We start from the raw sequence: 21,792 nt of genomic DNA, 5'->3' as shown, positions 1-21,792 counted from the left end.
ATGATGCAGGATATCTTAGATCAGATCGTTGCCACCATCGGTGCCAGTGAAGAACGGGGCAAAGTTGCAGACTATATTCCTCAACTGGCCTGTATCGATCCTAATCAGTTTGCCATCACTGTGGCGATGGCGGATGGTCGTGTCTTTAGCGCCGGCGATAGCCAACAGCTGTTCTCGATACAGAGTATCTCAAAAGCCTTTACCCTCACTATCGCGCTGGGCAAACTCGGCGATGCCCTCTGGGCACGGGTGGGCAGAGAACCCTCGGGAGATCCGTTTAACTCTATCGTGCAGTTAGAGCATGAACATGGAAAACCCCGCAACCCCTTTATAAATGCCGGTGCCATCGCCGTCGCTGATGCCATCCTGATGGGCCACCAGCCAAAAGAAACCCTGGCGGAGATCTTACAGTTTGTGCGTTTTATCGCCGATGACGACAGCATCAGTATCGATGAAAAAGTGGCGCGCTCAGAACAGAGCAAAGGGGACCGTAACGCTTCCCTTGCCCACTTTATGGCGTCATTCGGACGCATAGACAACCCCGTCGACTGCGTACTGGGCACCTACTTCCATCACTGCTCAATCGCCATGAATACCCAACAACTGGCAAAGGCCGGTCTGTTTTTGGTCGATAACGGCCGTAACCCCGTTACCGGTACACGGGTAGTCTCCACCCAACGTGCCCGTCGGATTAACTCCCTGATGCTAATGTGTGGTCATTATGACGGCTCAGGAGAGTTCGCTTTCCGTGTTGGTTTGCCGGGCAAAAGTGGCGTTGGTGGTGGGATTTTAGCGATTGCCCCCGGCAAGGCTTCAATCGCTGTCTGGTCGCCGGGGCTCGATAACGTCGGTAATAGCAAACTGGGCACCGAAGCCTTGGAAAAGCTGGTGCAGCACACCGGTTGGTCGATTTTTGGATAACCTGATTGGATAAGGATTGTATTGTGGAAAACCTAGGTTCAGCAGCCATTGCACTGTGTAACCCTAAAAGCCCCTCCAATGTTGGGGCGGTCATGCGAGCCGCGGGTTGCTATGGTGCCTGTGCGATCTTCTATAACGGCACCCGCTTTGAAAGAGCGGCTAAGTATCATACCGACACCCGTGACGCTCACTTAAAGGTGCCACTGACCGCTGTTGAATCCTTTGTTGGCCTAGCGAAGGCACCGCAGAAGCTGGTCTGTATCGAACTCGTCGAAGGTGCCACCCCTCTGCCCGACTTCGTCCACCCAGAGCATGCCCTCTATGTCTTTGGTCCGGAGGATAGCTCGATTGATCAAGCCACCGTTAATGCCGCCGATGCGGTGGTCTATATCCCCACCAACGGTTGTATGAACTTAGCGGCAACGGTTAATGTGCTACTTTATGATCGCATGGCCAAGCAGAACCGTCAGATAGACCCCGATCTGATTAAACAGAGCCGCGATGCTAACAACCGGCTCGTGCTTAATAAGTCATAAATCAGCTTCACCCGCAGACAAACAACAACTTCATGAAACCGGCCGGATAAGTATGACCACTTACCGGCGCTTTCTATACGTCCTCATCTATACGCCTCTTTTATACGTCCCCCTATACGACACTGCCTATACGGTTCTTTCTATACCGTTCTTTCTATCAGGCCTTTCTGCACGACGCTCGCTGTACAGCAATGATGTTGTCTCAACCCCTATTGCTCATTCCATTAACATTTCCGTTTAATTATTCCGTTCAGACAACCATCGACCTCGACCTCAATATCTATTACCGAAAAGCCACGCATACAGGCTTTTAAAGCACGATTAACCTTGTGATGCGTGAAGACTGAGAAAGGTATGCTAGACAGGCTTAGGTGTTCTTAGGAAGGCTTAGCTACGTGATGTTAACTGCGTTATGAAAGCCTATGCGAAAAGACCTACGGCCTGATCAATAAACCTAAGCGAGCTGAATATAGAAAGGTTATAGAACAAAAAAAAGACAGATAAACACGGCGAGCGGTTTATCTGTCTTTATAGGTTGTGATCATCGTTGATGAATGATTATTCTTAACGATGAAGCTTAATGGTTGATCAGCGCCCTTTCCAAGGGACCAGTTTTTTCTCGAGGTAACGCATCAACATATCAAACAGATAGGCGATAATACCAATCACGATAATGCCCATGATAACGATATCAGTGACTAAGAACTCGGCCGCGTTGAGAACCATAAAGCCTAAACCCGCCTGAGCTGCTACCATTTCAGCGGCCACCAAGGTGGTCCAGCCAAAGCCAATACCGATTCGCATACCAGTCAGAATCTCAGGCAGTGCGTTGATCAGAATAATATGACGAATCACCTGCCAGCGGCTTCCACCCATCGAATAAGCTGCATGAATCTGCTCCATGGCGACGGATTTAACACCGGCCCGAGCACTCAAAGCCATCGGTGCGAAGATCGCTAGATAGATCAGTACGATTTTAGATACTTCACCGATACCTAACCAGATAATAACCAGTGGTAAATAGGCCAATGGCGGCAGTGGACGGTAGAACTCAATAATCGGATCAAAGATACCCCGAGCGATACGGTTAACCCCCATAAAGATACCGATCGGCACGGCGGTTACCAAGGCTAACAAGAAGGCAGAGAACACCCGCATCATACTCCAGCCGGTATGTTCTAGCAGCGTGGCGTTAGCAAACCCTTCGGTCGCCACCTCCCAAAAGCGCATCACAACAGCGCCGGGAGAGGGTAGAAATAGCGGTTTAACCCACTGAAAATAGGTAGCGATATACCATATACCGATCAGCATCGCCGTCGTAAATAGGCTGATCGCCAAGCTTTTACCCTGCCCCGGCGCACCGTAAGACTCACCCGGTTTAACTGGCCCAGCAGCAAATATGGATAAACAGCGTTTTAGAATCGTTGGTTTAACGACTGTGTTGAATGACGCCTCTGTATTAACCGGCGTCGTAGCGGCTGTTGTCTGGTTCATTAGTGTAATCCTCCACCAGCGACTTCATCACCATGAATAATACCCAACACTTTCTCACGCATCGCAATAAACTCAGGCATCGATTTCACTTTCCGAGCATCTCGGTTTTCCAAGAAAATCTTATTAAACTCCAGCGGGAATTCATGGGTAATACGGCCAGGACGCGGTGACATAATGATCAACCGTGACGCCATAAACAATGCCTCTTCAACACTGTGGGTAATAAAGAACATCATCTTTTGAGTTTCCTGCCAAACATCCAGCAGTAGTTCCTGTAGCACTTCACGGGTCAGTGCATCCAGTGCGCCCAGTGGCTCATCCAGTAATAGCATATGTGGATCATTGGTCAGTGCACGGGCAATACCTACCCGCTGTTGCATCCCGCCAGATAGTTGATAAACGGGATGGTTATGAAAATCTTCTAAGCCAACAAGTTTAAGGTAATCCGCGGCGCGCGCCTTGCGCTCTTTCTCGCCAACCCCTTGCAGCTTCAAACCAAACGCGGCATTTTCTAACACATTTAACCAAGGCAGTAGCGCATGCTTCTGAAACACGACCCCACGATCTTTGCCCGGCCCTGAAATCTGATCTTTCAGATCCAAGCCACAAGCAACCCGAGGTAAACCCGCAATAGAGCTATCCCCCAGTGTTAAATATCCATCAGAGGGCTGGATAAAACCCGCCATCAGATTGAGTAGGGTTGTTTTACCACACCCGGAAGCCCCCAATGCAACCACAAACTCCCCCGGTTCGATATTAATATTAATACCTGAAAGTGCGGTGACGGCTTCACCACCATTCACACCCGGATAAAGAACGGATACATCACGAATTTGTAATCGGCTCATACCTAAATCTCCTGTAAACAGCCTTGATAACTCAAGCTATCTCACTCAGTTTGTATCAAACATTTGACCGTCAAACTGAGCGAAACAGCTCTCGGTTAGATCAAAGCTTGGCAGCGGCTTCAGCGAAGGATGGGTTAACAAACACGCTATAATCTTCAGCCAGTGCACGTACTTTGCCCTGCTGCTTTAAAAACTCTGAAGTAAACTGCAACGCTTTAGATGCGCCACCTTCAGCCCCACAACCCAACCAAGTGCAACTGGTTTGTTCAGTCAAACTTGGGAAGTCATACAGTGCCAATACACCCGGCACTTCGGTGGCAGCACCACCGGTCATCTTCGCAATAGACTGTACTAATGGCGCATCGGCCGTCAGACCATCTTTCTGCTCTTTATAAGACGCATCGGCATCCGCAATCAGCTTAATCATCTGAGCGACAAACGCTGGCTTCTCTTCACCTAAAGACTTGTTAATGACGACGCCATCAAAGGTCGCTTTACCCCAACGGCTTAGATCGCCAGAACTAAACAGAACATGACCCGATTGTTTAATACGTCCTAGCGCTGGATCCCAGATAAAGGCCGCATCGATATCACCGCGTTCCCATGCCGCATTAATCGCATTGGGTTGCATGTTGATCAACTTAACGTCTTTCTCAGTTAAGCCAAACTGCTCCATAGCGAACAACATGTGAAAGTGAGTCGTTGATACAAAAGGCACACCGATGGTTTTGCCTCTTAAATCCTGCGGTGCAGAGATACCAGAACCATCGCGCACAACTAATGCTTCGGCGTTATTAATGTTCTCTAAAACCCAGACCAGTTCGATATCCAGTCCGCGATTGACCGCCGCCGCAATGGGGCTAGAACCAGCAGTGGCAATATCAATATCGCCGGATGCCATAGCGGTAATCACCTTGGCACCTGAATCGAAGCGACGCCATTCAATATCCATGCCGGTTGCTTTTTCTAACTGTTTCTCTGCAATCACCGATTTCCAAGGGTTCATGATTCCTTGATAGCCAATGGTGACCGTATCGGCACTGGCTAGGCTGGAAAATACAAATCCGCTTGCAAGAACCGATAGCGTGGCTGCTTTTTTAACAAACTGGGTAATCTTTCTTGCTCTCATGTTAATACTCCTAGAGGTGTGAAGTCGGTTGATCTGTATTCACATTAGGAGCAGACGTGTTGCAAACGATAGATCCAAGCATTCAAAAGAATAGGTCCAGAGAGAGTGAATGGACTATAATTTGCATCAGATTGGAGCAAAGCCATTTCATAACACGGGCAAAACATGCTTGAACAACATTTTCTTATCGAATTTGACCCTGAACGGACCCTTCAGGAGCAAACCCGCGAGCATTTGGTTAACCTTATTCTCTCAGGCAAGCTGCCATTCAATCAGCCACTGCCCTCATCCCGCCGATTAGCCCAGCTACTGGGGGTTTCACGTAATACTATCGTGCTCATTTATGAGAGTTTAGTCGACAGCGGTTTTATCGAAGCTCGCGCCAGAAAAGGCTACTTTGTGGCCCACGGTTTTAAGAACCCAGAGGTCATTAGCACCAACATGGTGCAAGAAGCAGATGACCACTCGCCTGACTGGTCTCAACGATTTCAAAAAAAGCCCAGTACTCGACGCAATATCATCAAACCCAACGATTGGCAGAGTTTTGAATATCCATTTATCTATGGTCAGATCCAGCATGAGTTCTTTCCCTTAGAGCAGTGGCGCGACGTGGTCCGAAAAAGTATGAGCGGGCGGGGAAATAAATATTGGATCAATGATATGGTCGATACCGATGATCCAATTCTGATTGAACAGATACGTACCCGCCTACTACCACGACGGGGCATCTACGTAGAGCCTAACGAAATCATCATTACCATCGGTACGCAGAACTCGCTCTACCTTCTCGCTAACCTGTTATGTAACAGCCGCACCCGCATGGCGGTTGAGACGCCTGGTTTTCGCGATGCCTTTAATATTTTCTCGCTGTTTGACAGCCAAGTGCATCAACAACCCATAGATGAAGATGGCATCATTCTCGATGAGCGGCTAAACGATTGTGATTATGTCTTTGTCACCCCTAGCAATCAGGTACCGACGGGGGTGGAACTCAGCGCCGAACGTCGGCAGCAACTGATGGCGATGGCGGTCAACCAAGACTGGATTGTGATCGAAGATGATTACGATGCCGAAATCAATATGAAGCAGAATCCCAAACCTGCGCTGAAGGCAAATGATCCACATAACCGCGTCATCTATATCGGCAGTATGTCAAAATCGATCTCACCCGGCCTCAGAATCGGCTATATGGTGGCGGATGAAGAACTCATCTCGGAGGTACGCGCACTGCGTCGTTTAATGTATCGCCACCCCCCCGTTAATAATCAACGACACCTCGCACTGTTTCTATCACTCGGCTACTACGATACTTATTTACGCAAAATTCGTGAGATCAACTCCTCTAAACTGCAACGTATCGTGCAATCGGTTAACCGCCACTTTCCCGAGATGCGCACCGCTCAAGATATCAATCAGGGCGTTTCCTCTGTGTGGTTAAAGGCACCCGAAGGCGTCAACACCGAAGAAGTATCTTGGGCCGCCACCCGTAAGAGTATCCTGATGGAGCCGGGCGCGATCCACTTTGTCTATGAAAATCCGCCGGAGAACTACTTTCGGCTGGGCTTTTCCTCCATTGCTAACCATAAAATCGAACCGGGCATTGCGGCACTCAAAAAGGTTTTTGCCCAATTTTAGAACGCTGGTACTAAACTCTCTTTGAGCTGGACCTATAGCAGATCACCCTTTCCCATCTACCTTATATCTAGCGACCCAATCAGCATGCTGAGTGTTTGATGGGTCCTTGATATCGGAGATCTGCTCATGCCCCACCTGGAACTGGCCATACTATTAGTCTTTGTCGCTGCCCTTGTGCGTGGCTATACAGGCTTTGGGTTTGCCGCCATTGCGATCTCTGGGTTAAGCCTTATCTGGCCAGCACAGGTGAGTGTGCCGGTGATTCTTATTATCGATGCCGCCGGTGCTATCGGCATGTTGGCCAGCGCTTGGAAGTCGGCCGACCGAACACTACTGAAACACCTGAGTATCGGCGCCATTATCGGCATGCCCCTTGGGCTGACCATACTCATTCAAGTACCGGACCCCATTCTTAAATTCGTTATCAGCATCGCTATTTTAGGCATGGCCTTATGGATTTTGTGTGTCCGTAATCTCAAGATAAAAACGAATCACTGGCAGACCAGCGGTATCGGTGGAATCTCCGGTGCCTTTACCGCCGCCGCATCCGTCGGCGGGCTACCGATTGTCTGCTATCTACTGATGACCGCCCATGTCGCTCAGGTGCAACGAGCCACCATGGTGATCTTTCTGAGTGCGACCGGCCTTATTTCCATCGGCTTGATGGCTGGTAGTGGCGTCGTGACTCACGCGCTGTTGCAACCCACTCTATGGCTATTATTACCGGTCATCATCGGCGTGCAGTTAGGACAGTGGTTTTTCCATCGAAAACCACCTCAATCATTTCGACCTATTGCTTTACCCATTCTTATGTTGCTGTCCACCACCAGCCTCTACTTCAGCAGTCTAGCGATCTTTGGTTAAGGAGCTCAGGATGAACAAAACCGTTGTTATTACAGGTGCTACTTCAGGCTTTGGTTTAGCTGCCGCCCATCGCTTTGCCGATGCCGGCTGGAATCTGATCCTCACCGGTCGTCGCGAAGCGCGGCTGACCGACATCGTCGCCGAGCTCTCGGTTAAATGCAGTGTGTTAGCGATCACCTTGGATGTCTGTGACAGTGATGCGGTACGCCAAGCATTTGAGCAGCTACCCGCCCCTTTTGATCATATTGACGTGTTGATTAACAACGCGGGATTAGCGCTAGGCACCGAACCGGCCAGCTCAGCTAACCTGTCTGATTGGCACACCATGATTGATACCAACATCAAGGGGTTAACCACCGTCACGCATACCCTATTACCAGCATTAATCGCCTCCGGCCGGGGCAGCAGCGTCATCAACATTGGCTCCATTGCCGCGAATTGGCCCTACCCCGGCGGCAATGTTTACTGCGGCACCAAAGCCTTTGTTGAGCAATTTTCGTTGGCACTCCGCTGTGATCTCGCTGGCACCGGCGTGCGTGTCAGCTGCCTAGCGCCAGGCTTATCCGAAAGTGAATTTACACTGGTCAGAACCGGCGGTAATCAACAAGCCTACGATGCCCTTTATAAAGGTACCGAAGCCATTCAACCAAACGATATCGCCGATACGCTGCTGTGGATTGCGCAGCTACCGGCTCATCTGAATATCAATACGTTAGAAATCATGCCCGTCAGTCAAAGCTGGGCACCTTTTTCAATTAACCGCGATGCCTGAATAACGCGTACAACAGGAGTCACCCGATGTCACAGTACAGTGAATATAATACTGAACAAATACGATCCCATGACAAAGAGCATGTCTGGCACCATCTCACCCCCGGTGCTGCCGCCGAAAAAGGGATGCCTCTGTTTGTTAAAGGAGAGGGTTTAAACCTATGGGATATCGAAGGCAACCAATACCTCGATGCCTCCGCAGGCGGAGTTTGGGTCACCAATGTGGGCTACGGCCGAAAAGAGATTGTCGATGCGATCAGCGAACAACTGATGCAGCTCAACTTCTTTGCCAGCTCAATGGCCAGTAAACCCGCCGCTATCTTTGCCAAAAAACTGATCGAAAAAATGCCTGGTATGCAGCGGGTTTTCTACTCTAGTTCAGGTTCTGAAGCCAACGAAAAAGCCTTTAAAATGGTGCGCCAGATCTCACACAAAAAATACGCGGGTAAAAAGAACAAAATTCTCTACCGTGAACGGGATTATCACGGCACCACCATTGCTGCTTTGAGTGCCACAGGCCAGTCACAACGTAAGGAGCAATTTGGCCCCTTCGTGCCCGATTTTGTCGAGTTCCCGCACTGTTTCGAATATCGCAGCCAGTTTGATGAAACCGACAATTACGGCCTAAAAGCCGCACAGCTGATGGAAGATGTCATCCTACGGGAAGGCCCCGATACGGTTGGCGCAGTGATTATCGAGCCGATCACCGCCGGCGGTGGCGTGATTCTTCCGCCTGAAGGTTATTTAAAAGCGGTCGAACAGATCTGTAAAAAACACGATGTGCTGCTTATCATCGATGAAGTGGTCTGTGGTCTAGGTCGCACCGGTAAATGGTTCGGTTATCAGCATTACGATATCCAGCCCGATATCGTCACCATGGCTAAGGGCGTCGCCTCGGGTTATGCGGCGATCTCCTGTACCGTCACCACAGAAGCCGTTTATCAGAGCCTACAGGAGGATTCGTCAGAGGATAAAATGGGCTATTTCCGAGACATTTCAACCTATGGTGGCTGTTTGGCAGGCCCTGCCGCCGCGGCCGCTAATATGAAGATTCTCGAAGATGAAAATCTACTGGAAAACTGTGCGACCTTAGGCGAAAAACTCCTGACAGGCTTAAAAGCCTTGCAAGACAAGTACCCTATTATCGGTGATGTCCGCTGTCTCGGTTTGTTCTGCGGTATCGAACTGGTCAAAGATCGAACCACCAAAGAACCGGTCGACGAATCGGTGGCCATTCACGTTGCCAACGCCTGTAAACAAGCGGGACTGCTGATTGGTCGTACCAACCGCAGCTTCGAGCAATACAACAACATACTCAACATGAGTCCGGCGCTCTGTATCACCGAGGCCCAACTTGAGCGTATATTGACCATACTTGGCGAGGTCTTTGCATCACTCCCTGAAACAAAATAATCAGGGTACTTGACCGCTCGGCGCCTGCCGGGCGGTCATTTCAGGGTTAAAAAGGATAATTTATCTTAATGACAGCCTAAACGTCATTACCTGAGGAGCCTAAGGAGAGTGTATTGTGAAGGATTTAACCGGTTTAGATATCACCGTTCATAACCAATCAACCCTAGACCTCTATAACACCGTCGTTGCCGATCTTTGTCGCTTTAAAAACCCTGTCCCCCTCACCATGAAGGTGCTTGAAGCGGAACCCTGCTTCGTCATGGGGCAGGTCTTTAATGGGCATATTAATCTTTGGACCACCGACCGTGATGACCTGCAATGGTCGTTAGAAAGCTTAGCCACCATCTCCCGCATTGATCCCGCGGGTCTTAATAGACGTGAGCGGATGCACGTTGCCGCCCTGCAAACCTGGGCGACAGGTAACCTCGTCAAAGCATCCGCACTACTGGATGAAATCCTGATCGAATACCCGCTGGATATATTAGCCCTACTCAGTGGTCACCAACTGGATTTCTTCCTCGGTGATGCAGCCAACCTGCGGGGGCGTGTCTACCGCGTTTTACCCTCTTGGGACAAAGAGCATCCACTGTATGGTTATCTGCTCGGCATGCTCAGTTTTGGTCAAGAGGAAGCAGGCCATTATGAACAAGCAGAAATATCCGCCATGGAAGCGGTGGAGCGTAACCCTCAGGATGTCTGGGGTATCCATGCCGTGGCCCATGCTCTGGAGATGCAAAATAAGTATGAACAGGGTGCTCGTTTCATGCAGGATTACGCACAAAACTGGCAGAACGATAATGTGATGGTGTCACATAATGCGATTCACCATGATCTGTTCCTGCTAGAAACCGGCGAGATGGACAAAGCGATTGAGATCTACGACAACTTTGTTCATTGGGACGGCATCGACCCTATTCCGATGGCACTGGTGGATGCCTCTTCTGTCCTATGGCGGCTATACCTTGAAGATGAAGCCCTAGGTGATCGTGCACAAACCCTCACCGATTCGTGGAAACAGAAAAGCGATCAGCTGTTTTATACCTTTAACGATGCCCATGCGATCATCGCCTTTGCCATCAATCATGATGAGCAGGCCGCTAAAAACCTACTCTCTGATCTAACCCGTTATATCGCCTCCGGTGACTCCGATGTCACCAACCATGCCATGTCATTACAGACAGGTTTACCCATCTGTGAAGCAATCTTTGCCTTTTCAAAAGGTGACTACAACACCACCGTTGAAAAACTGATGCCCATTCGTAACACCACCGCCCAATTCGGGGGCAGCCACGCTCAACGGGATATCTTTGCCCGTACCTTGCTAGAAGCGGCGATTCGGGCAGGTAAGAAAAACCTCTCCACCGCACTGGTCAATGAACGATTAATGGCTCGTCCTCAAAGCCCATATAACCAGAAGAAGCAACAGCAGGCGTTAGCGCTACAATAAGCTTGTGCTCTACTCTTGAGAAGCACTGATTCCTGAGCGCTATTTACCCCTGAGCAGCCTCTCACAACAAGAGGCTGCTGCTCTCCTCACCCGTTAACGGCTAACCCGCGCGAAAGCCATAAGATGCGCTGATATAAAACCGACAATTCAAGCAAAAATAATCACTTAGCGGTATTTCCACATTATTCATGTGCAAATAGAGGACGGCCCATGAATCTTTACACTACTTCACAAATTTACCCCTTATATGGGACTCGTCTCATATAGCGAGGAGTGCTATTATTATGCCTGTTTTTTCAATCAGACTAGGAGTGTCGATCAATGAAAATGTTTGTTAAAGCCGTATTGTGCGCAACCGCGTTAACCGCTGCCGCAGCACCTGCCGTGGCTGAAGATTTCGCATTTAAAGACCAAATTGAAGCCCGTCAGGGGTATTTTCAAATGGTTAAATTCAACATGGGCGTGCTCGGCGAAATGGCTAAAGGCAAACGCGATTATGATGCTGACCTAGCTCAAGCGATTGCTAATAACCTGAAGAATGCTGGCGCGATGGACAATAGTCTGATGTGGCCAAAAGGTTCCGATATGGATGCCGACGGTCTCTCTGGCCACACCAAAGCGAAAGCTGATATTTGGCAAGCAGACTCTGAAGTGGGTGCTAAATTTGAAGACTTCGCCGCCGCCACTGAAACCATGGCTGCCAATGCCGGACAAGGTCTTGATGCCCTTCGTGGTGCAATCGGTCCTTTAGGCAAGTCATGTAAATCTTGTCACACCGACTACCGCGCTAAGTAAAACCACAACGGTAGTTTTATAGGCTGCTATAAAGCTACCGCTTCCCCAATCCTCAATAGCATAAGGAGTATCGAATTGATGGTTAAAATTTGGGACCTGCCGACTCGAATTTTTCACTGGGTACTTGTTGCTCTCTTCACCTTTCTAATTTATAGCGGTCGCTGGGATGACAGCCTAATGCAGTGGCACTTTTATAGTGGCTATGCACTGTCGGGGTTGATTCTTTTTCGTGTGTTATGGGGCATTTTCGGTACACATTATGCTCGGTTCTGCTCCTTCATTACCTCGCCTATTCAGGGTATCAGCTATCTAAAAGCCACTTTCACCGGTAAGGCAAAGCATTTCTACGGCCACAATCCGGCCGGTGCCATGATGGTGATCATGCTGATCCTCTTACTGATGCTACAAGTTGCTTCGGGTTTAATTACCTCGGATGAAATATTGTGGGAAGGGCCATTTTACGCCAGTGTCAGTGATGAACTCGCCAGTCTAGGCGCTGAAACTCATCACCTCGTTCAATCGATACTGGTTTATCTGGTGGGCTTTCATATTCTTGGCGTCATCCTGCACAGCATTCTGTTTAAAGAAAAACTGGTATCAGCGATGGTAACGGGTAAGAAAAAAGATTTAGGCAATGCCACACCAAGGGGTGCAATTAACCCTATTGCACTGACGCTATGTATCGCCATCAGTGCCGGTTGGGTGTACTACCTATTTAGCTTGCCAGTTTAACTGGCATAACGTCAGACACAGCTTAAAGAAACGTCTAATCGGCCATTATCACTGAACTTAAATAATGGTCGATCAGGCTTACGCACTTCTCAATAGAACTAAAGCACATACCAAAGCAACGCGGGCAGTGTCACAAAGCCCATAAAGGTTGAGACGATCACAAATCCTGCCACTTCCTCAGGCCGCTGATCATACAGCTGGGCAAATAGATAACAGAACACCGCCGCGGGCATAGAACATTGTAAAATAATGACCCCCGCCGCTGGACCCGTCAGCCCCATCATCCAGACAATCCCCAAACCCACGCCAAACCCCATCAATAATCGTAATACCGATAAACCAAAGGCAACTTTCAAGCTGCCGATTTTCAGGCTGGCGAGTGATACGCCAAGGGTAAACAGCATCAGCGGTATTGTTAGATCGCCAATCAGCTTAGTGGTATTAAATAACCAATCAGGCACGCTCAGATCGCTAAATAGAAACACCGCGGCGAACGCTGTCGCTGGAATAATTGGCATCTTTAATAATGATTTAAGCGAGAAACTACCGGAGACAAATGCCACCCCTAGGGTCATCTGCACCACCACATAGACGGTAAAAAAAGTCACCGCCAACGCCAGCCCCTCTTCCCCAAACGCCAGCATACATAGAGGCAGACCAATATTGCCGACATTCGGCCAAGTGAGTGCTTGCAAAAATGCCCGCTGCGGCAGCTTAAACAGCGCCAACACCCCCGCGCCTATCAGCGAAAAAGCGGTAATCGCTGTTATCGCCGCCAACCCCATATCCGATAAATAGGAGGGTTGGAGCTCAACCTTCGCCAAGGCATAAAAAACTAAACAGGGGGTCGCGAAATAGGTAACGATGGCTGTCACCAACGAGGTATCAAAATCTTTTCCGCTTTTAGACCAGCCATAGCCGATCCCGACACAAACAAAAACAGGCATCAAAATAGAAAAGATCACTGAAAACATACAAGAACCTTAGGTTAGGGTTATCAAATCAACGCTCACCCAAGGGATGACGCAGCCTATCGGCCACATAATTTACCCTATAACGCCCACAAGGTCACAGTAGCACGTCATATTTTCTTACTGGTTAACTCCCAAACCATCGGCCAATAGCGCTGACAACCGCCCGAATACCCTATTGAGGGACTCAAAACGGTTGTTTGAATAAAACCGGCCCTAACCTGTCGTTCACGACAGTTACCCCACTGCGAGAACTTTTGTAGATTAATAGACATACCGCCAATAAACGAAAAATGGAATTTAATCATGAAAAAATATCTACTTGTCCTAGGCATCACAACAATGGGAATTGCCAGCCCTACATTAGTGAATGCTCAAAGCGTCTCCTATACTTCAACGCAGAACTCAGGCCCACTCAGCATTACACCTAGCGAGTTCCCTCCCGGTGTTTATGATTATCCAACTCAGATAAGTGATCGCTGGCCTGCCACGTTTAACGAGACCAGCCTTAATAGAATGTTTATGCACACCTTTAATATTAAGGTCGGCAAAGGATGTAGCGTATCGGCAGCAACCTTAAACATGAAAGTGACAGCACTGGGGAGATCTGAGGTACCGGTTAATGATAAATTAGGTTTTTTGAATAATGCCCAAGGCATTTTTAGCACCTCTATCTGGAATCAAAATGATCCCAGTGGCGCGTCAAAAAATCTGTCCTACAACTTGGCATCCGTGCCGGGAGTGGGTTCTATCTTGAATACACTCAATGACGGCACCTTCAGCATATACCTGCAAGATGATACCGCCGTTAATAGCGTAACATTACGCACCACGGTTACCTGTCCCGATCCTAACCCCTACGGCGGCCCAGTCGATGTGAAAGGTGAGCATTTCCAATGTTACGACGTGAAACCTGCAGAAAAATCAAAGCCGGTTGAAATTACCATTCAGGACCAGTTTGGTCGCGATAAAGTGGTATTAGGGCAACCCGTTATGTTGTGTAACCCGTCAGCTAAAATTCACGGTAAAAAAAGCTACCGCATACAAAATAAAGAGCGTCACCTGGTTTGCTATAACATCCTTAAACAGAGCTCGCCTAAAAGCCTGAAAGTACAGATTAACAATCAGTTTGAAGGTAACGGATTACAAACCGGAGAGCGTCAAATCTTCTGTGCTCCATCATTGAAAAAGCACATCACCGATGCCCGTCCGCAAACCCATCAAGGCTCGATGCAACCGATGAAAAAAACGCTTAATTAACCAGCCTTTATTCGCCTGAGGATCAAAAATCAGGTCTCGCCAAACCAAAAGCCTGGGCTTCGACCTAGGCTTTTCTGTTTCTGCTACAAGCCTATTAGCTATTTAAAACGTCAGCGACGAACAGTAGCGAGGCGCTCTGCTGATTCGGCTTATCCTTCAACAATAAGATCTTTAAAAAAAGATCCCTTTAACAATAGCCCTTTCAAGAATAGCGGCATGCTGCACTTCAACCGGCAAGCGCACCCATAAAAAAACGCCCTGCCTGCAAGCCGAAGCTGCAGACAGAGCGTGTTGGTCTTACCCTGCGAACTAATGAGCCATTAAGAAGGCTGTTTAGTTGTACGTAGGTAAGGCAGTTTTACGTCGATAGTACCGAACTTAGCCTTCGCTTCTTCATCATTCAGCGACAGACCCACGATAACATCTTCGCCTGATTGCCAGTTAGCGGGTGTCGCAATAGGTCCTTTAGCGGTTGCTTGCAGTGCATCCAGCGCACGCAGGACTTCAGCAAAGTTACGGCCAACAGACATTGGGTAGGTCATGGACAGTTGCAGTTTTTTGTCTGGGCTGAAGATAAAGACCACACGCACACTTGCAGAGTCAGCAGCCGTGCGGCCATCGGGTAGGTAAGCATCAGCTGGTAACATATCCAGCGCCTTAGCAACGGCCATATCGTCATCAGCAATGATCGGGAACTTAGCCGGTGCGCCGGAGTATTTCTCAATATCGGCTTTCCACTTAACATGCTCATCAACACCGTCTACAGACAGGCCGATAACTTTAGTGCCACGCTTTTCCCATTCAGCTGCTAGCTGAGCCACTGCACCAAACTCAGTGGTACAAACAGGCGTGAAGTCTTTCGGGTGGCTGAACAAAATAGCCCAGCTATCACCGATAAAATCATGCAATTTGAAGTCGCCTAGATCGGTTTTCAAATCCAGGTTAGGTACGATGTCATTGATTCGAAGTGCCATCTTTCATTTCTCCATTGTGTTTCTTGCTGGGCATCATTGCCCTTGATTAATTACATATTAATATAAGCTTATAACTATAGGAAATTAACCCTAACAATATGCTTAATAGTAGAAACTTATAATATAACCCTCATGCACCCTAAGTGCATGCGCAGCCCTATTCTTAGCGGTCAGTTTTTCAGCTGTTGCCAAGCGTCAAAGGTGCTCATAAATATTTCACCACTGAGCCTTCGAGGAAAATCGACCCGTGCTAATCGATCCATAACCGGCCCCTTCACTTCAGCTAGGTGAAGTTTCACTCCGGTATCTTTCAAGCGTGCATTGATCGATTCCAAACTATCCAGTGCCGACGCATCGATCAGATTAACCGCCTGACAACTGATCACTAAATGCTTCAATTCTGGGCTTTCGCTGACAAGCGTCTGTACCTGATCCTCTAGATAACGGGCGTTGGCAAAATACAGGCTTTCGTCAACCCGGATGATCATCAGGTTCGCGCTTGTTTCCACCTTATGTCTCTCGATATTACGAAAGTGCTCAGTGCCCATCACCCGCCCCACAACGGCGGTATGTGGCCGACTGGTACGATAAATGTGTAACGCCAATGACAAACCAACACCGGCGAGAATACCCGCTTCGACCCCTTGCAACAGCGTAATCACAACCGTTAACAACATGGCCGAAAAATCAGCCTTGGAATAACGCCAAGTATGCTTAATCGCATGGGTGTCGATTAGCGAAAGCACAGCGATAATAATCGTCGCCGCCAATGTTGCGATAGGCAGTGTCTGCAACAGGGGCGTAAACCAAAGAATCACCACCAAAATACCCAAGGCGGTCAATGCACCGGCGGCGGGAGTACGTGCGCCGGCATCAAAATTCACCACCGAGCGAGAAAAGCCACCCGTTACCGGCATCCCCGTACTCACCGCTGCACCAAGGTTAGCACAGCCAAGGGCAATCAATTCCTGATCCGGATCAATACGTTCGCGACGTTTCGCCGCTAATGTTTGCCCCACCGATACCGATTCGACGAAGCCGACAATACTGATCAATAAAGCCCCCACCCACAACTGCTGCCAAAGGCTGACATCGGTAGACGGCATCACTAAAGGCGGCAAGCCCGCGGGTACATCCCCCACAACCGCAACCCCCTGCTCAATCAACGAAAATTGTGCAGCCAACCATGTGGTCACAACGACAGCCAAAATCGGCGCCAAGCGTCCCACGCCACTGGCGACACCATGACTGAAACCCAGTTGCGCTAACAGCGGCCACCGCCGACTGGCATAGAGAAACAACAAAGCGCCACTACCCATCAATAAAGTTGCCAGATTCAATTCTGGCAGCGCTTTAACCAAAGCCAACAGCAGTTCAGGAAGGTTATGCCCACTCACCGAGACACCCAGCAGATGTTTGAGCTGACTGACGGCGATAATGATGGCAGAGGCCGTGATGAAACCAGAAATCACCGGATGGCTGAGAAAGTTGGCAAGAAACCCCAGACGAAACAGCCCCATCAATGTCAGCATGATACCGGAGATAAAGGTCAGTAAAATGACGGTAGTAAGATATGCGTCACCCTCTGTAGATACGATATTGCCCGCCGTGGTGAGCGTCATCAAAGCAATCACCGCCACAGGCCCAACCGACAAAGCACTACTGGTGCCAAACAACGCATAGATCAATAAAGGGGCAATGCTGGCATAAAGCCCCACCTCAGGTGGCAGGCCCGCCAGCATGGCATAGGCCAATGATTGAGGCACTAACATCACCGTCACAATCATGGCTGCCATCAGATCTTGATTGAAAATTGCCAAACGGTAATTCGGCAACCATCTCAGGATCGGGAGATATTTTTTAATACTCACTTAGCCCCCTATTAACCTAAATCGCTACTAACCCAAGACCTTATTTAACCTAAGCCTCTTTTACCTGAACGCCCTTTTTAACTGAACGCCCGAGCCCTCAGAGTCAGTTCTTAATAAAGCTATCTTTCTCGGCATGCAAATCATGGCCAGCCGCATGGGCCGCCTGCAATAGTTGCCCTATATCACAGCTTTGCTGCTTCGCTTGGTTATGAACCCAAAGGGACACCGCGCGGCGACCGCTTCGACAGAATCCCAAAATAGGCGTCGGCAACCTTTCAATCGCGGCACCAAAAGCTTCTATCGCTTCGGTGGTGTATTCGCCCGGCGTCACCGGAATCTCAACCCACTCAATACCCTCTGCTGCTGCCGCTTGGCGCAGTTCGGAATCATCGATATGATCCTCCGCTTCACCCGGTTGGCGATGACAAATAATTGAACGAAATCCCTGGGCTTTAAGCTCTGCCATATCACGTGGATAGATCGCATGGCAGATGGAAAAGCCCGGTTCAAGTACTTTAATATCCATAGATTCCTCGGCGTTATTTGAATAAATTAATTGGTATTTTTAGATACACTTGACCGTTGTCTTCCGCCGGCGGCATCTCGCCCGCCCGCATATTGACCTGTACCGATGGCAAGATCAGTGTCGGCATCGCCAACGTCGCATCACGCTCAGTACGCATACGCACAAACTCGGCTTCCGTAATACCTTCATGTACATGCACATTCTCTTGCCGCTGAGCTGCCACCGTTGTTTCGTGGCAGTACTCCTCCCGGCCCGGTGCTTTGTAGTCATGGCAGAGGAAGATACGCGTTTCACTCGGCAAACTAAGTACCTTTTTAATCGAACGAAACAGCGTACGCGCATCACCACCGGGGAAGTCACAACGAGCCGTGCCATAATCAGGCATAAACAGCGTATCGCCCACAAAGGCCGCATCACCGATCACATAGGTTAGACAGGCGGGCGTATGCCCCGGCGTATGCAATATATAGCCTTCAAGATTGCCGATACGGAAGGTGTCACCCTCTTCGAACAGATGATCAAACTGGCTGCCATCATGCGCAAAGTCAGTACCGGCATTGAATGCCTTACCAAAGGTGTCCTGCACCACGGTAATCATCGCGCCTATACCGGTTTTGCCTCCCAAGGCGTGATGCAGATAGGGAGCGGCCGACAGGTGATCCGCATGGACATGGGTTTCCAGAACCCACTCAACACTGAGATCGTTATCCCGTACATAGGCAATGATCTCATCAGCCGAGCGCACATCGGTACTGCCACTGGGATAATCAAAGTCCAACACCGAATCGATAATAGCGCACGCTTGGGAGTTAGGATCTTGCACCACATAACTGAACGTGTTCGTCGGCTCATCGAAAAAGGTTTTTACCTGAGGCACACAGGGGGAAACTTGAACGTTACTCATGGTATATCTCCTGCCTCTTAATATTAGACTTATCTAATATTAAAAGAAATGTCAGCGGTTGTCCGCTTTACCCTGTTTAAATTTAACTATCACACCGATAGTCACAGGATATCTACTGTCATACTGCAGCCGCTACCGGCTTGTGCCTCAATAAACGGTGACTCAGGCGGAGCAACACTCCCAGCGTGATAAACTGCACCGTTGCTAATCCACCGATACCCAACCAGTAGACTAAGCTGAATGGCGTCACAATACCGCCCTGCACCCATACCAAGTGCCACCAAAACATCCCCATCACAAACAGCGCCACACCGGGACAGATAAGCCCGAAGCTAATAGGGTTACGCTGATCTCCCAAAAGATGCCCAGCCAAGTACCCATTGAGACGCATCACCTGATAACCCAAGAGCATAACGCCCAGTTGAAGCATAAAAATGGCCGTCAAAACAACAAACAACTTCCCCTGCTCAACCGGCATCGCAAAGTGATGGCTCAAGCCATGTTGCAAGCGCACCCATTCGATCCCAAGCAACGTCATAATCGGCACCAGCATCCAAATACTGGGCGTGGCTTGTGACTGTAAACCATATTGCAGCATCGCTTGCAGACCGGATATCAAAATCAATGCGCCGGTAACAACCGCGATAACCAAAAACAAAATAGAGAGTGTTGCAGCCAACGCGGCCACAAAGACCGAATGCGATATCGCCGCCGGCGCAGCAAAGCCCACGGACAGCATTGAAAAGGTAAACACCGCCATCAGCGGCGATAGATGATTATGTTCTTCGTGGCGATAACCACCGCTCACCAACATCCGACTCAGATAGCGACCATAGAGTTTGAGCGACCAGATACCGATAGCCGTAAAGGCCAATAATGCAACGGGAAATAAGTATTCAACAATGGACCATAAACCGGGCACACACAGCGCTCCGAGGGCAAAACAGACATTGACCGTCATCGCCAGAGTCAACGGCTGCGCCATCAACTGCACCTCATTCGGCGAACCAAGCAAACGCTGATAAGCTTCCGTCATACGCGCGGCACGAAACTCACGAAAATTCCAAATCACCAGCACAAAATGCAATACAGCCATCAACAGCATAAACAGGGTCGCCAGCATCGCTACCGAACGCACTCCTGTCGGCAATACCGTGGTACCGGCTAATAATGCTTCAAGGTGTTGCCAAGTCGGCATCGAAAACCCCTGATGAGGTACCAGCCACATCAGATACATGAAAAATGAAATTGACAGTCCACCGGCGCCAAGCGCCGCCAACCAATAGCTAGGATGCCAGGGTTGACTAGGGTCTCGTCTTAACATCAACAATCTCCTTATTCTTGATCGTTATCTCAGGCTAGTAGCAAAACGTTGCCCCTGCCATTTTCTCCATCAAACACACATAGGACAGGGTGCAACTCGACCAAGCCAACCGCTCGAGACCTATGCCCCACCAAGTAGCGCCTCAATCACCCAACGACCGTATGATGAAAGAGACCTTACCTGCGCTATATCTCCCACACATAAAACCCACATCAAAGCCTTCAACTAGTTGGCTCAAAGGCTATCGAGATATTGTTATAAAGCATCTTATATTAGATCCAACTAATACAAAACCACTATCTGACGTAACATTGATATTGGTGTTTGATCATTTGAATGAAGGTTGAGATTCGATCTCACGCTGGCTTGAATCGCTACAGCCCTTATAGAAAAAGGCCTTGACGCATAACCGCATCATCAATCGAGAAAGCCGCCTATCCTTAACCATGACGGCCTCGATAATGACGCAATGCTATGTAGAGGGTTTACTAACGTTCGTATAAACGAACCAAAATAGTTGACTAAAATTTGTTGTGGGACGAAACATAGCCAACTGTTTTTGTTCCGATTTAATGCACTTGTTTGGTTAATTGTCCCCAGCTATGAAGTAATCATCAATTAACGGTTTCAAGTCTGAGAAGAGCGACTGCTAAACATTAAGAAAACAGAGGCACTCATCAGTGCTGAGCCACCTACGCGATTTAAAACCATTGGATGGGTGTTCATGAATCCTAAAAACTTTTTAGTTGATAGCGCATAAATCATAACCCATGAAAAATCTAAGATAGCCATTGTTGGGCACATAATGGCCATTTGTTGAAATAAAGGCTGGCTTGGGTCTATAAATTGAGGGAAAAAGGCTGTGAAAAAGACAATGGCTTTTGGGTTTCCGGCGGCGACAAGAAAGCCACTGAGAAAAAGTTTATGCATAGGTATAGCCTCTTCTTCCCTTACTTTATTAATTTCGGGTGGTTTGCCAAAAATCATCTTCAGTCCCATGTATATTAAAGTAGCAATACCAAACCATTTAATGACTAAAAAAGCCGACTCAGAGCTTGCGATAACGGCACCCAAACCGATTGCAACGAGCATCATTTGTAAAAAATTAGCCGATATATCCCCTAAAGCGGTGACGACCGTTTTACGTGCTCCATACTTCATTGCGTGTACCACGCCCAATAAAATACTAGGTCCTGGCGTCATCGTGAGTACGAATGATGCGGCAACAAATGCTAACCAAGTTTCAATATCCATATGAATCTCACCTATGTTTAATGTTATGAACTGAAGCAAAAATACTATTATTTAAAGGCAATTAACGCCTTGCCCAGCGGTAAAATGCCAGCGTAATTAAGTAGCTCTTCCGATGCTGCAACT

20 protein-coding genes are annotated in these 21,792 nt (G+C 48.7%); 10 read left to right on the top strand and 10 right to left on the bottom strand.

The window, feature by feature from the left end; genetic code table 11:
* Nucleotides 1-3: 3 nt before the first annotated feature.
* Both EH243_RS07030 and EH243_RS07025 read left to right on the top strand, forming a co-directional pair.
* Nucleotides 4-921 carry a glutaminase gene (locus tag EH243_RS07030; RefSeq protein ID WP_126157940.1) on the top strand — a complete coding sequence of 306 codons (918 nt, stop codon included), beginning with the start codon at nt 4-6 and terminating at the stop codon, nt 919-921.
* Between the two features lie 23 nt (nt 922-944).
* On the top strand, nt 945-1,457 hold the full coding sequence (locus EH243_RS07025; RefSeq protein WP_126157939.1) for an RNA methyltransferase: 513 nt from the start codon (nt 945-947) through the stop codon (nt 1,455-1,457).
* 588 nt (nt 1,458-2,045) lie between these two features.
* On the opposite strand, the gene EH243_RS07020 is transcribed toward EH243_RS07025, so the two are convergent.
* From EH243_RS07020 to tauA, 3 genes are all read right to left on the bottom strand, one after another.
* Nucleotides 2,046-2,951 (bottom strand): ABC transporter permease subunit, encoded by a 906-nt coding sequence (locus EH243_RS07020; RefSeq protein ID WP_126157938.1) that lies wholly within the window; start codon nt 2,949-2,951, stop codon nt 2,046-2,048.
* Nucleotides 2,951-3,799, bottom strand: a complete 849-nt coding sequence (locus EH243_RS07015) for a taurine ABC transporter ATP-binding protein (protein WP_126157937.1) — start codon at nt 3,797-3,799, stop codon at nt 2,951-2,953. Before EH243_RS07015 ends, EH243_RS07020 begins: the two co-directional genes overlap by 1 nt.
* A 100-nt stretch (nt 3,800-3,899) precedes the next feature.
* On the bottom strand, nt 3,900-4,928 hold the full coding sequence (gene tauA / locus EH243_RS07010; protein WP_126157936.1) for a taurine ABC transporter substrate-binding protein: 1,029 nt from the start codon (nt 4,926-4,928) through the stop codon (nt 3,900-3,902).
* Between the two features lie 165 nt (nt 4,929-5,093).
* Between tauA and pdxR the strand changes: the two genes are divergently transcribed.
* The 7 genes from pdxR (at nt 5,094) to EH243_RS06975 (ending at nt 12,585) form a co-directional block, all read left to right on the top strand.
* Entirely contained in the window at nt 5,094-6,563 is a 1,470-nt protein-coding gene (pdxR, locus tag EH243_RS07005; protein ID WP_126157935.1) for a MocR-like pyridoxine biosynthesis transcription factor PdxR, read from the top strand.
* 126 nt (nt 6,564-6,689) lie between these two features.
* Nucleotides 6,690-7,427 (top strand): sulfite exporter TauE/SafE family protein, encoded by a 738-nt coding sequence (locus EH243_RS07000; protein ID WP_126157934.1) that lies wholly within the window; start codon nt 6,690-6,692, stop codon nt 7,425-7,427.
* A gap of 10 nt (nt 7,428-7,437) precedes the next feature.
* Entirely contained in the window at nt 7,438-8,199 is a 762-nt protein-coding gene (locus tag EH243_RS06995) for an SDR family NAD(P)-dependent oxidoreductase (RefSeq protein ID WP_126157933.1), read from the top strand.
* Nucleotides 8,200-8,225: 26 nt separating this feature from the next.
* Entirely contained in the window at nt 8,226-9,611 is a 1,386-nt protein-coding gene (locus tag EH243_RS06990; protein WP_126157932.1) for an aminotransferase family protein, read from the top strand.
* 115 nt (nt 9,612-9,726) lie between these two features.
* Complete coding sequence (locus EH243_RS06985; RefSeq protein ID WP_126157931.1) at nt 9,727-11,058, top strand: tetratricopeptide repeat protein; 1,332 nt, start codon at nt 9,727-9,729, stop codon at nt 11,056-11,058.
* 321 nt (nt 11,059-11,379) lie between these two features.
* Nucleotides 11,380-11,853 carry a c-type cytochrome gene (locus tag EH243_RS06980; protein ID WP_126157930.1) on the top strand — a complete coding sequence of 158 codons (474 nt, stop codon included), beginning with the start codon at nt 11,380-11,382 and terminating at the stop codon, nt 11,851-11,853.
* Between the two features lie 78 nt (nt 11,854-11,931).
* Complete coding sequence (locus EH243_RS06975) at nt 11,932-12,585, top strand: cytochrome b/b6 domain-containing protein (protein WP_126157929.1); 654 nt, start codon at nt 11,932-11,934, stop codon at nt 12,583-12,585.
* A 98-nt stretch (nt 12,586-12,683) separates the two neighbouring features.
* Here EH243_RS06975 and EH243_RS06970 read toward each other — a convergent pair whose 3' ends face one another.
* Nucleotides 12,684-13,559: an AEC family transporter gene (locus EH243_RS06970; RefSeq protein ID WP_126157928.1), complete on the bottom strand. Its 876-nt coding sequence runs from the start codon at nt 13,557-13,559 to the stop codon at nt 12,684-12,686.
* A 303-nt stretch (nt 13,560-13,862) separates the two neighbouring features.
* On the opposite strand from EH243_RS06970, the gene EH243_RS06960 reads away from it, so the two are divergent.
* On the top strand, nt 13,863-14,816 hold the full coding sequence (locus EH243_RS06960) for a DUF7450 family protein (protein ID WP_126157926.1): 954 nt from the start codon (nt 13,863-13,865) through the stop codon (nt 14,814-14,816).
* 320 nt (nt 14,817-15,136) lie between these two features.
* On the opposite strand, the gene EH243_RS06955 is transcribed toward EH243_RS06960, so the two are convergent.
* The 6 genes from EH243_RS06955 to EH243_RS06930 form a co-directional block, all read right to left on the bottom strand.
* Complete coding sequence (locus EH243_RS06955; RefSeq protein WP_126157925.1) at nt 15,137-15,790, bottom strand: peroxiredoxin; 654 nt, start codon at nt 15,788-15,790, stop codon at nt 15,137-15,139.
* Between the two features lie 170 nt (nt 15,791-15,960).
* Nucleotides 15,961-17,661, bottom strand: coding sequence for a SulP family inorganic anion transporter (locus EH243_RS06950; RefSeq protein ID WP_126157924.1), 1,701 nt, complete (start codon nt 17,659-17,661; stop codon nt 15,961-15,963).
* 103 nt (nt 17,662-17,764) lie between these two features.
* Nucleotides 17,765-18,187, bottom strand: a complete 423-nt coding sequence (locus tag EH243_RS06945; RefSeq protein WP_126157923.1) for a protein tyrosine phosphatase family protein — start codon at nt 18,185-18,187, stop codon at nt 17,765-17,767.
* 13 nt (nt 18,188-18,200) lie between these two features.
* A complete protein-coding gene (locus EH243_RS06940; RefSeq protein WP_126157922.1) occupies nt 18,201-19,091 on the bottom strand; it encodes an MBL fold metallo-hydrolase in 891 nt (296 codons plus the stop codon).
* A 118-nt stretch (nt 19,092-19,209) separates the two neighbouring features.
* A complete protein-coding gene (locus EH243_RS06935) occupies nt 19,210-20,415 on the bottom strand; it encodes a TsoY family (seleno)protein (RefSeq protein WP_126157921.1) in 1,206 nt (401 codons plus the stop codon).
* A 627-nt stretch (nt 20,416-21,042) separates the two neighbouring features.
* Complete coding sequence (locus EH243_RS06930; protein ID WP_126157920.1) at nt 21,043-21,669, bottom strand: LysE family translocator; 627 nt, start codon at nt 21,667-21,669, stop codon at nt 21,043-21,045.
* Between the last annotated feature and the right edge of the window lie 123 nt (nt 21,670-21,792).

Source organism: Amphritea opalescens, assembly GCF_003957515.1.
GTDB lineage: Bacteria > Pseudomonadota > Gammaproteobacteria > Pseudomonadales > Balneatricaceae > Amphritea > Amphritea opalescens.
Note: the sequence above shows the minus strand (reverse complement) of the source record. Positions and strands in the feature narration are given on the sequence as shown.

Bases quoted from the DNA above. Each gene is read 5' to 3' on its own strand.
- EH243_RS06940 (WP_126157922.1), bottom strand. From the start codon at position 19,091: ATGAGTAACGTTCAAGTTTCCCCCTGTGTGCCTCAGGTAAAAACCTTT.
- EH243_RS06970 (WP_126157928.1), bottom strand. From the start codon at position 13,559: ATGTTTTCAGTGATCTTTTCTATTTTGATGCCTGTTTTTGTTTGTGTC.
- EH243_RS06955 (WP_126157925.1), bottom strand. From the start codon at position 15,790: ATGGCACTTCGAATCAATGACATCGTACCTAACCTGGATTTGAAAACC.
- EH243_RS06975 (WP_126157929.1), top strand. From the start codon at position 11,932: ATGGTTAAAATTTGGGACCTGCCGACTCGAATTTTTCACTGGGTACTT.
- EH243_RS06980 (WP_126157930.1), top strand. From the start codon at position 11,380: ATGAAAATGTTTGTTAAAGCCGTATTGTGCGCAACCGCGTTAACCGCT.
- EH243_RS07015 (WP_126157937.1), bottom strand. From the start codon at position 3,799: ATGAGCCGATTACAAATTCGTGATGTATCCGTTCTTTATCCGGGTGTG.
- EH243_RS06930 (WP_126157920.1), bottom strand. From the start codon at position 21,669: ATGGATATTGAAACTTGGTTAGCATTTGTTGCCGCATCATTCGTACTC.
- EH243_RS06990 (WP_126157932.1), top strand. From the start codon at position 8,226: ATGTCACAGTACAGTGAATATAATACTGAACAAATACGATCCCATGAC.
- tauA (WP_126157936.1), bottom strand. From the start codon at position 4,928: ATGAGAGCAAGAAAGATTACCCAGTTTGTTAAAAAAGCAGCCACGCTA.
- pdxR (WP_126157935.1), top strand. From the start codon at position 5,094: ATGCTTGAACAACATTTTCTTATCGAATTTGACCCTGAACGGACCCTT.
- EH243_RS06960 (WP_126157926.1), top strand. From the start codon at position 13,863: ATGAAAAAATATCTACTTGTCCTAGGCATCACAACAATGGGAATTGCC.
- EH243_RS07020 (WP_126157938.1), bottom strand. From the start codon at position 2,951: ATGAACCAGACAACAGCCGCTACGACGCCGGTTAATACAGAGGCGTCA.
- EH243_RS07030 (WP_126157940.1), top strand. From the start codon at position 4: ATGCAGGATATCTTAGATCAGATCGTTGCCACCATCGGTGCCAGTGAA.
- EH243_RS06995 (WP_126157933.1), top strand. From the start codon at position 7,438: ATGAACAAAACCGTTGTTATTACAGGTGCTACTTCAGGCTTTGGTTTA.
- EH243_RS07000 (WP_126157934.1), top strand. From the start codon at position 6,690: ATGCCCCACCTGGAACTGGCCATACTATTAGTCTTTGTCGCTGCCCTT.
- EH243_RS06945 (WP_126157923.1), bottom strand. From the start codon at position 18,187: ATGGATATTAAAGTACTTGAACCGGGCTTTTCCATCTGCCATGCGATC.
- EH243_RS06935 (WP_126157921.1), bottom strand. From the start codon at position 20,415: ATGTTAAGACGAGACCCTAGTCAACCCTGGCATCCTAGCTATTGGTTG.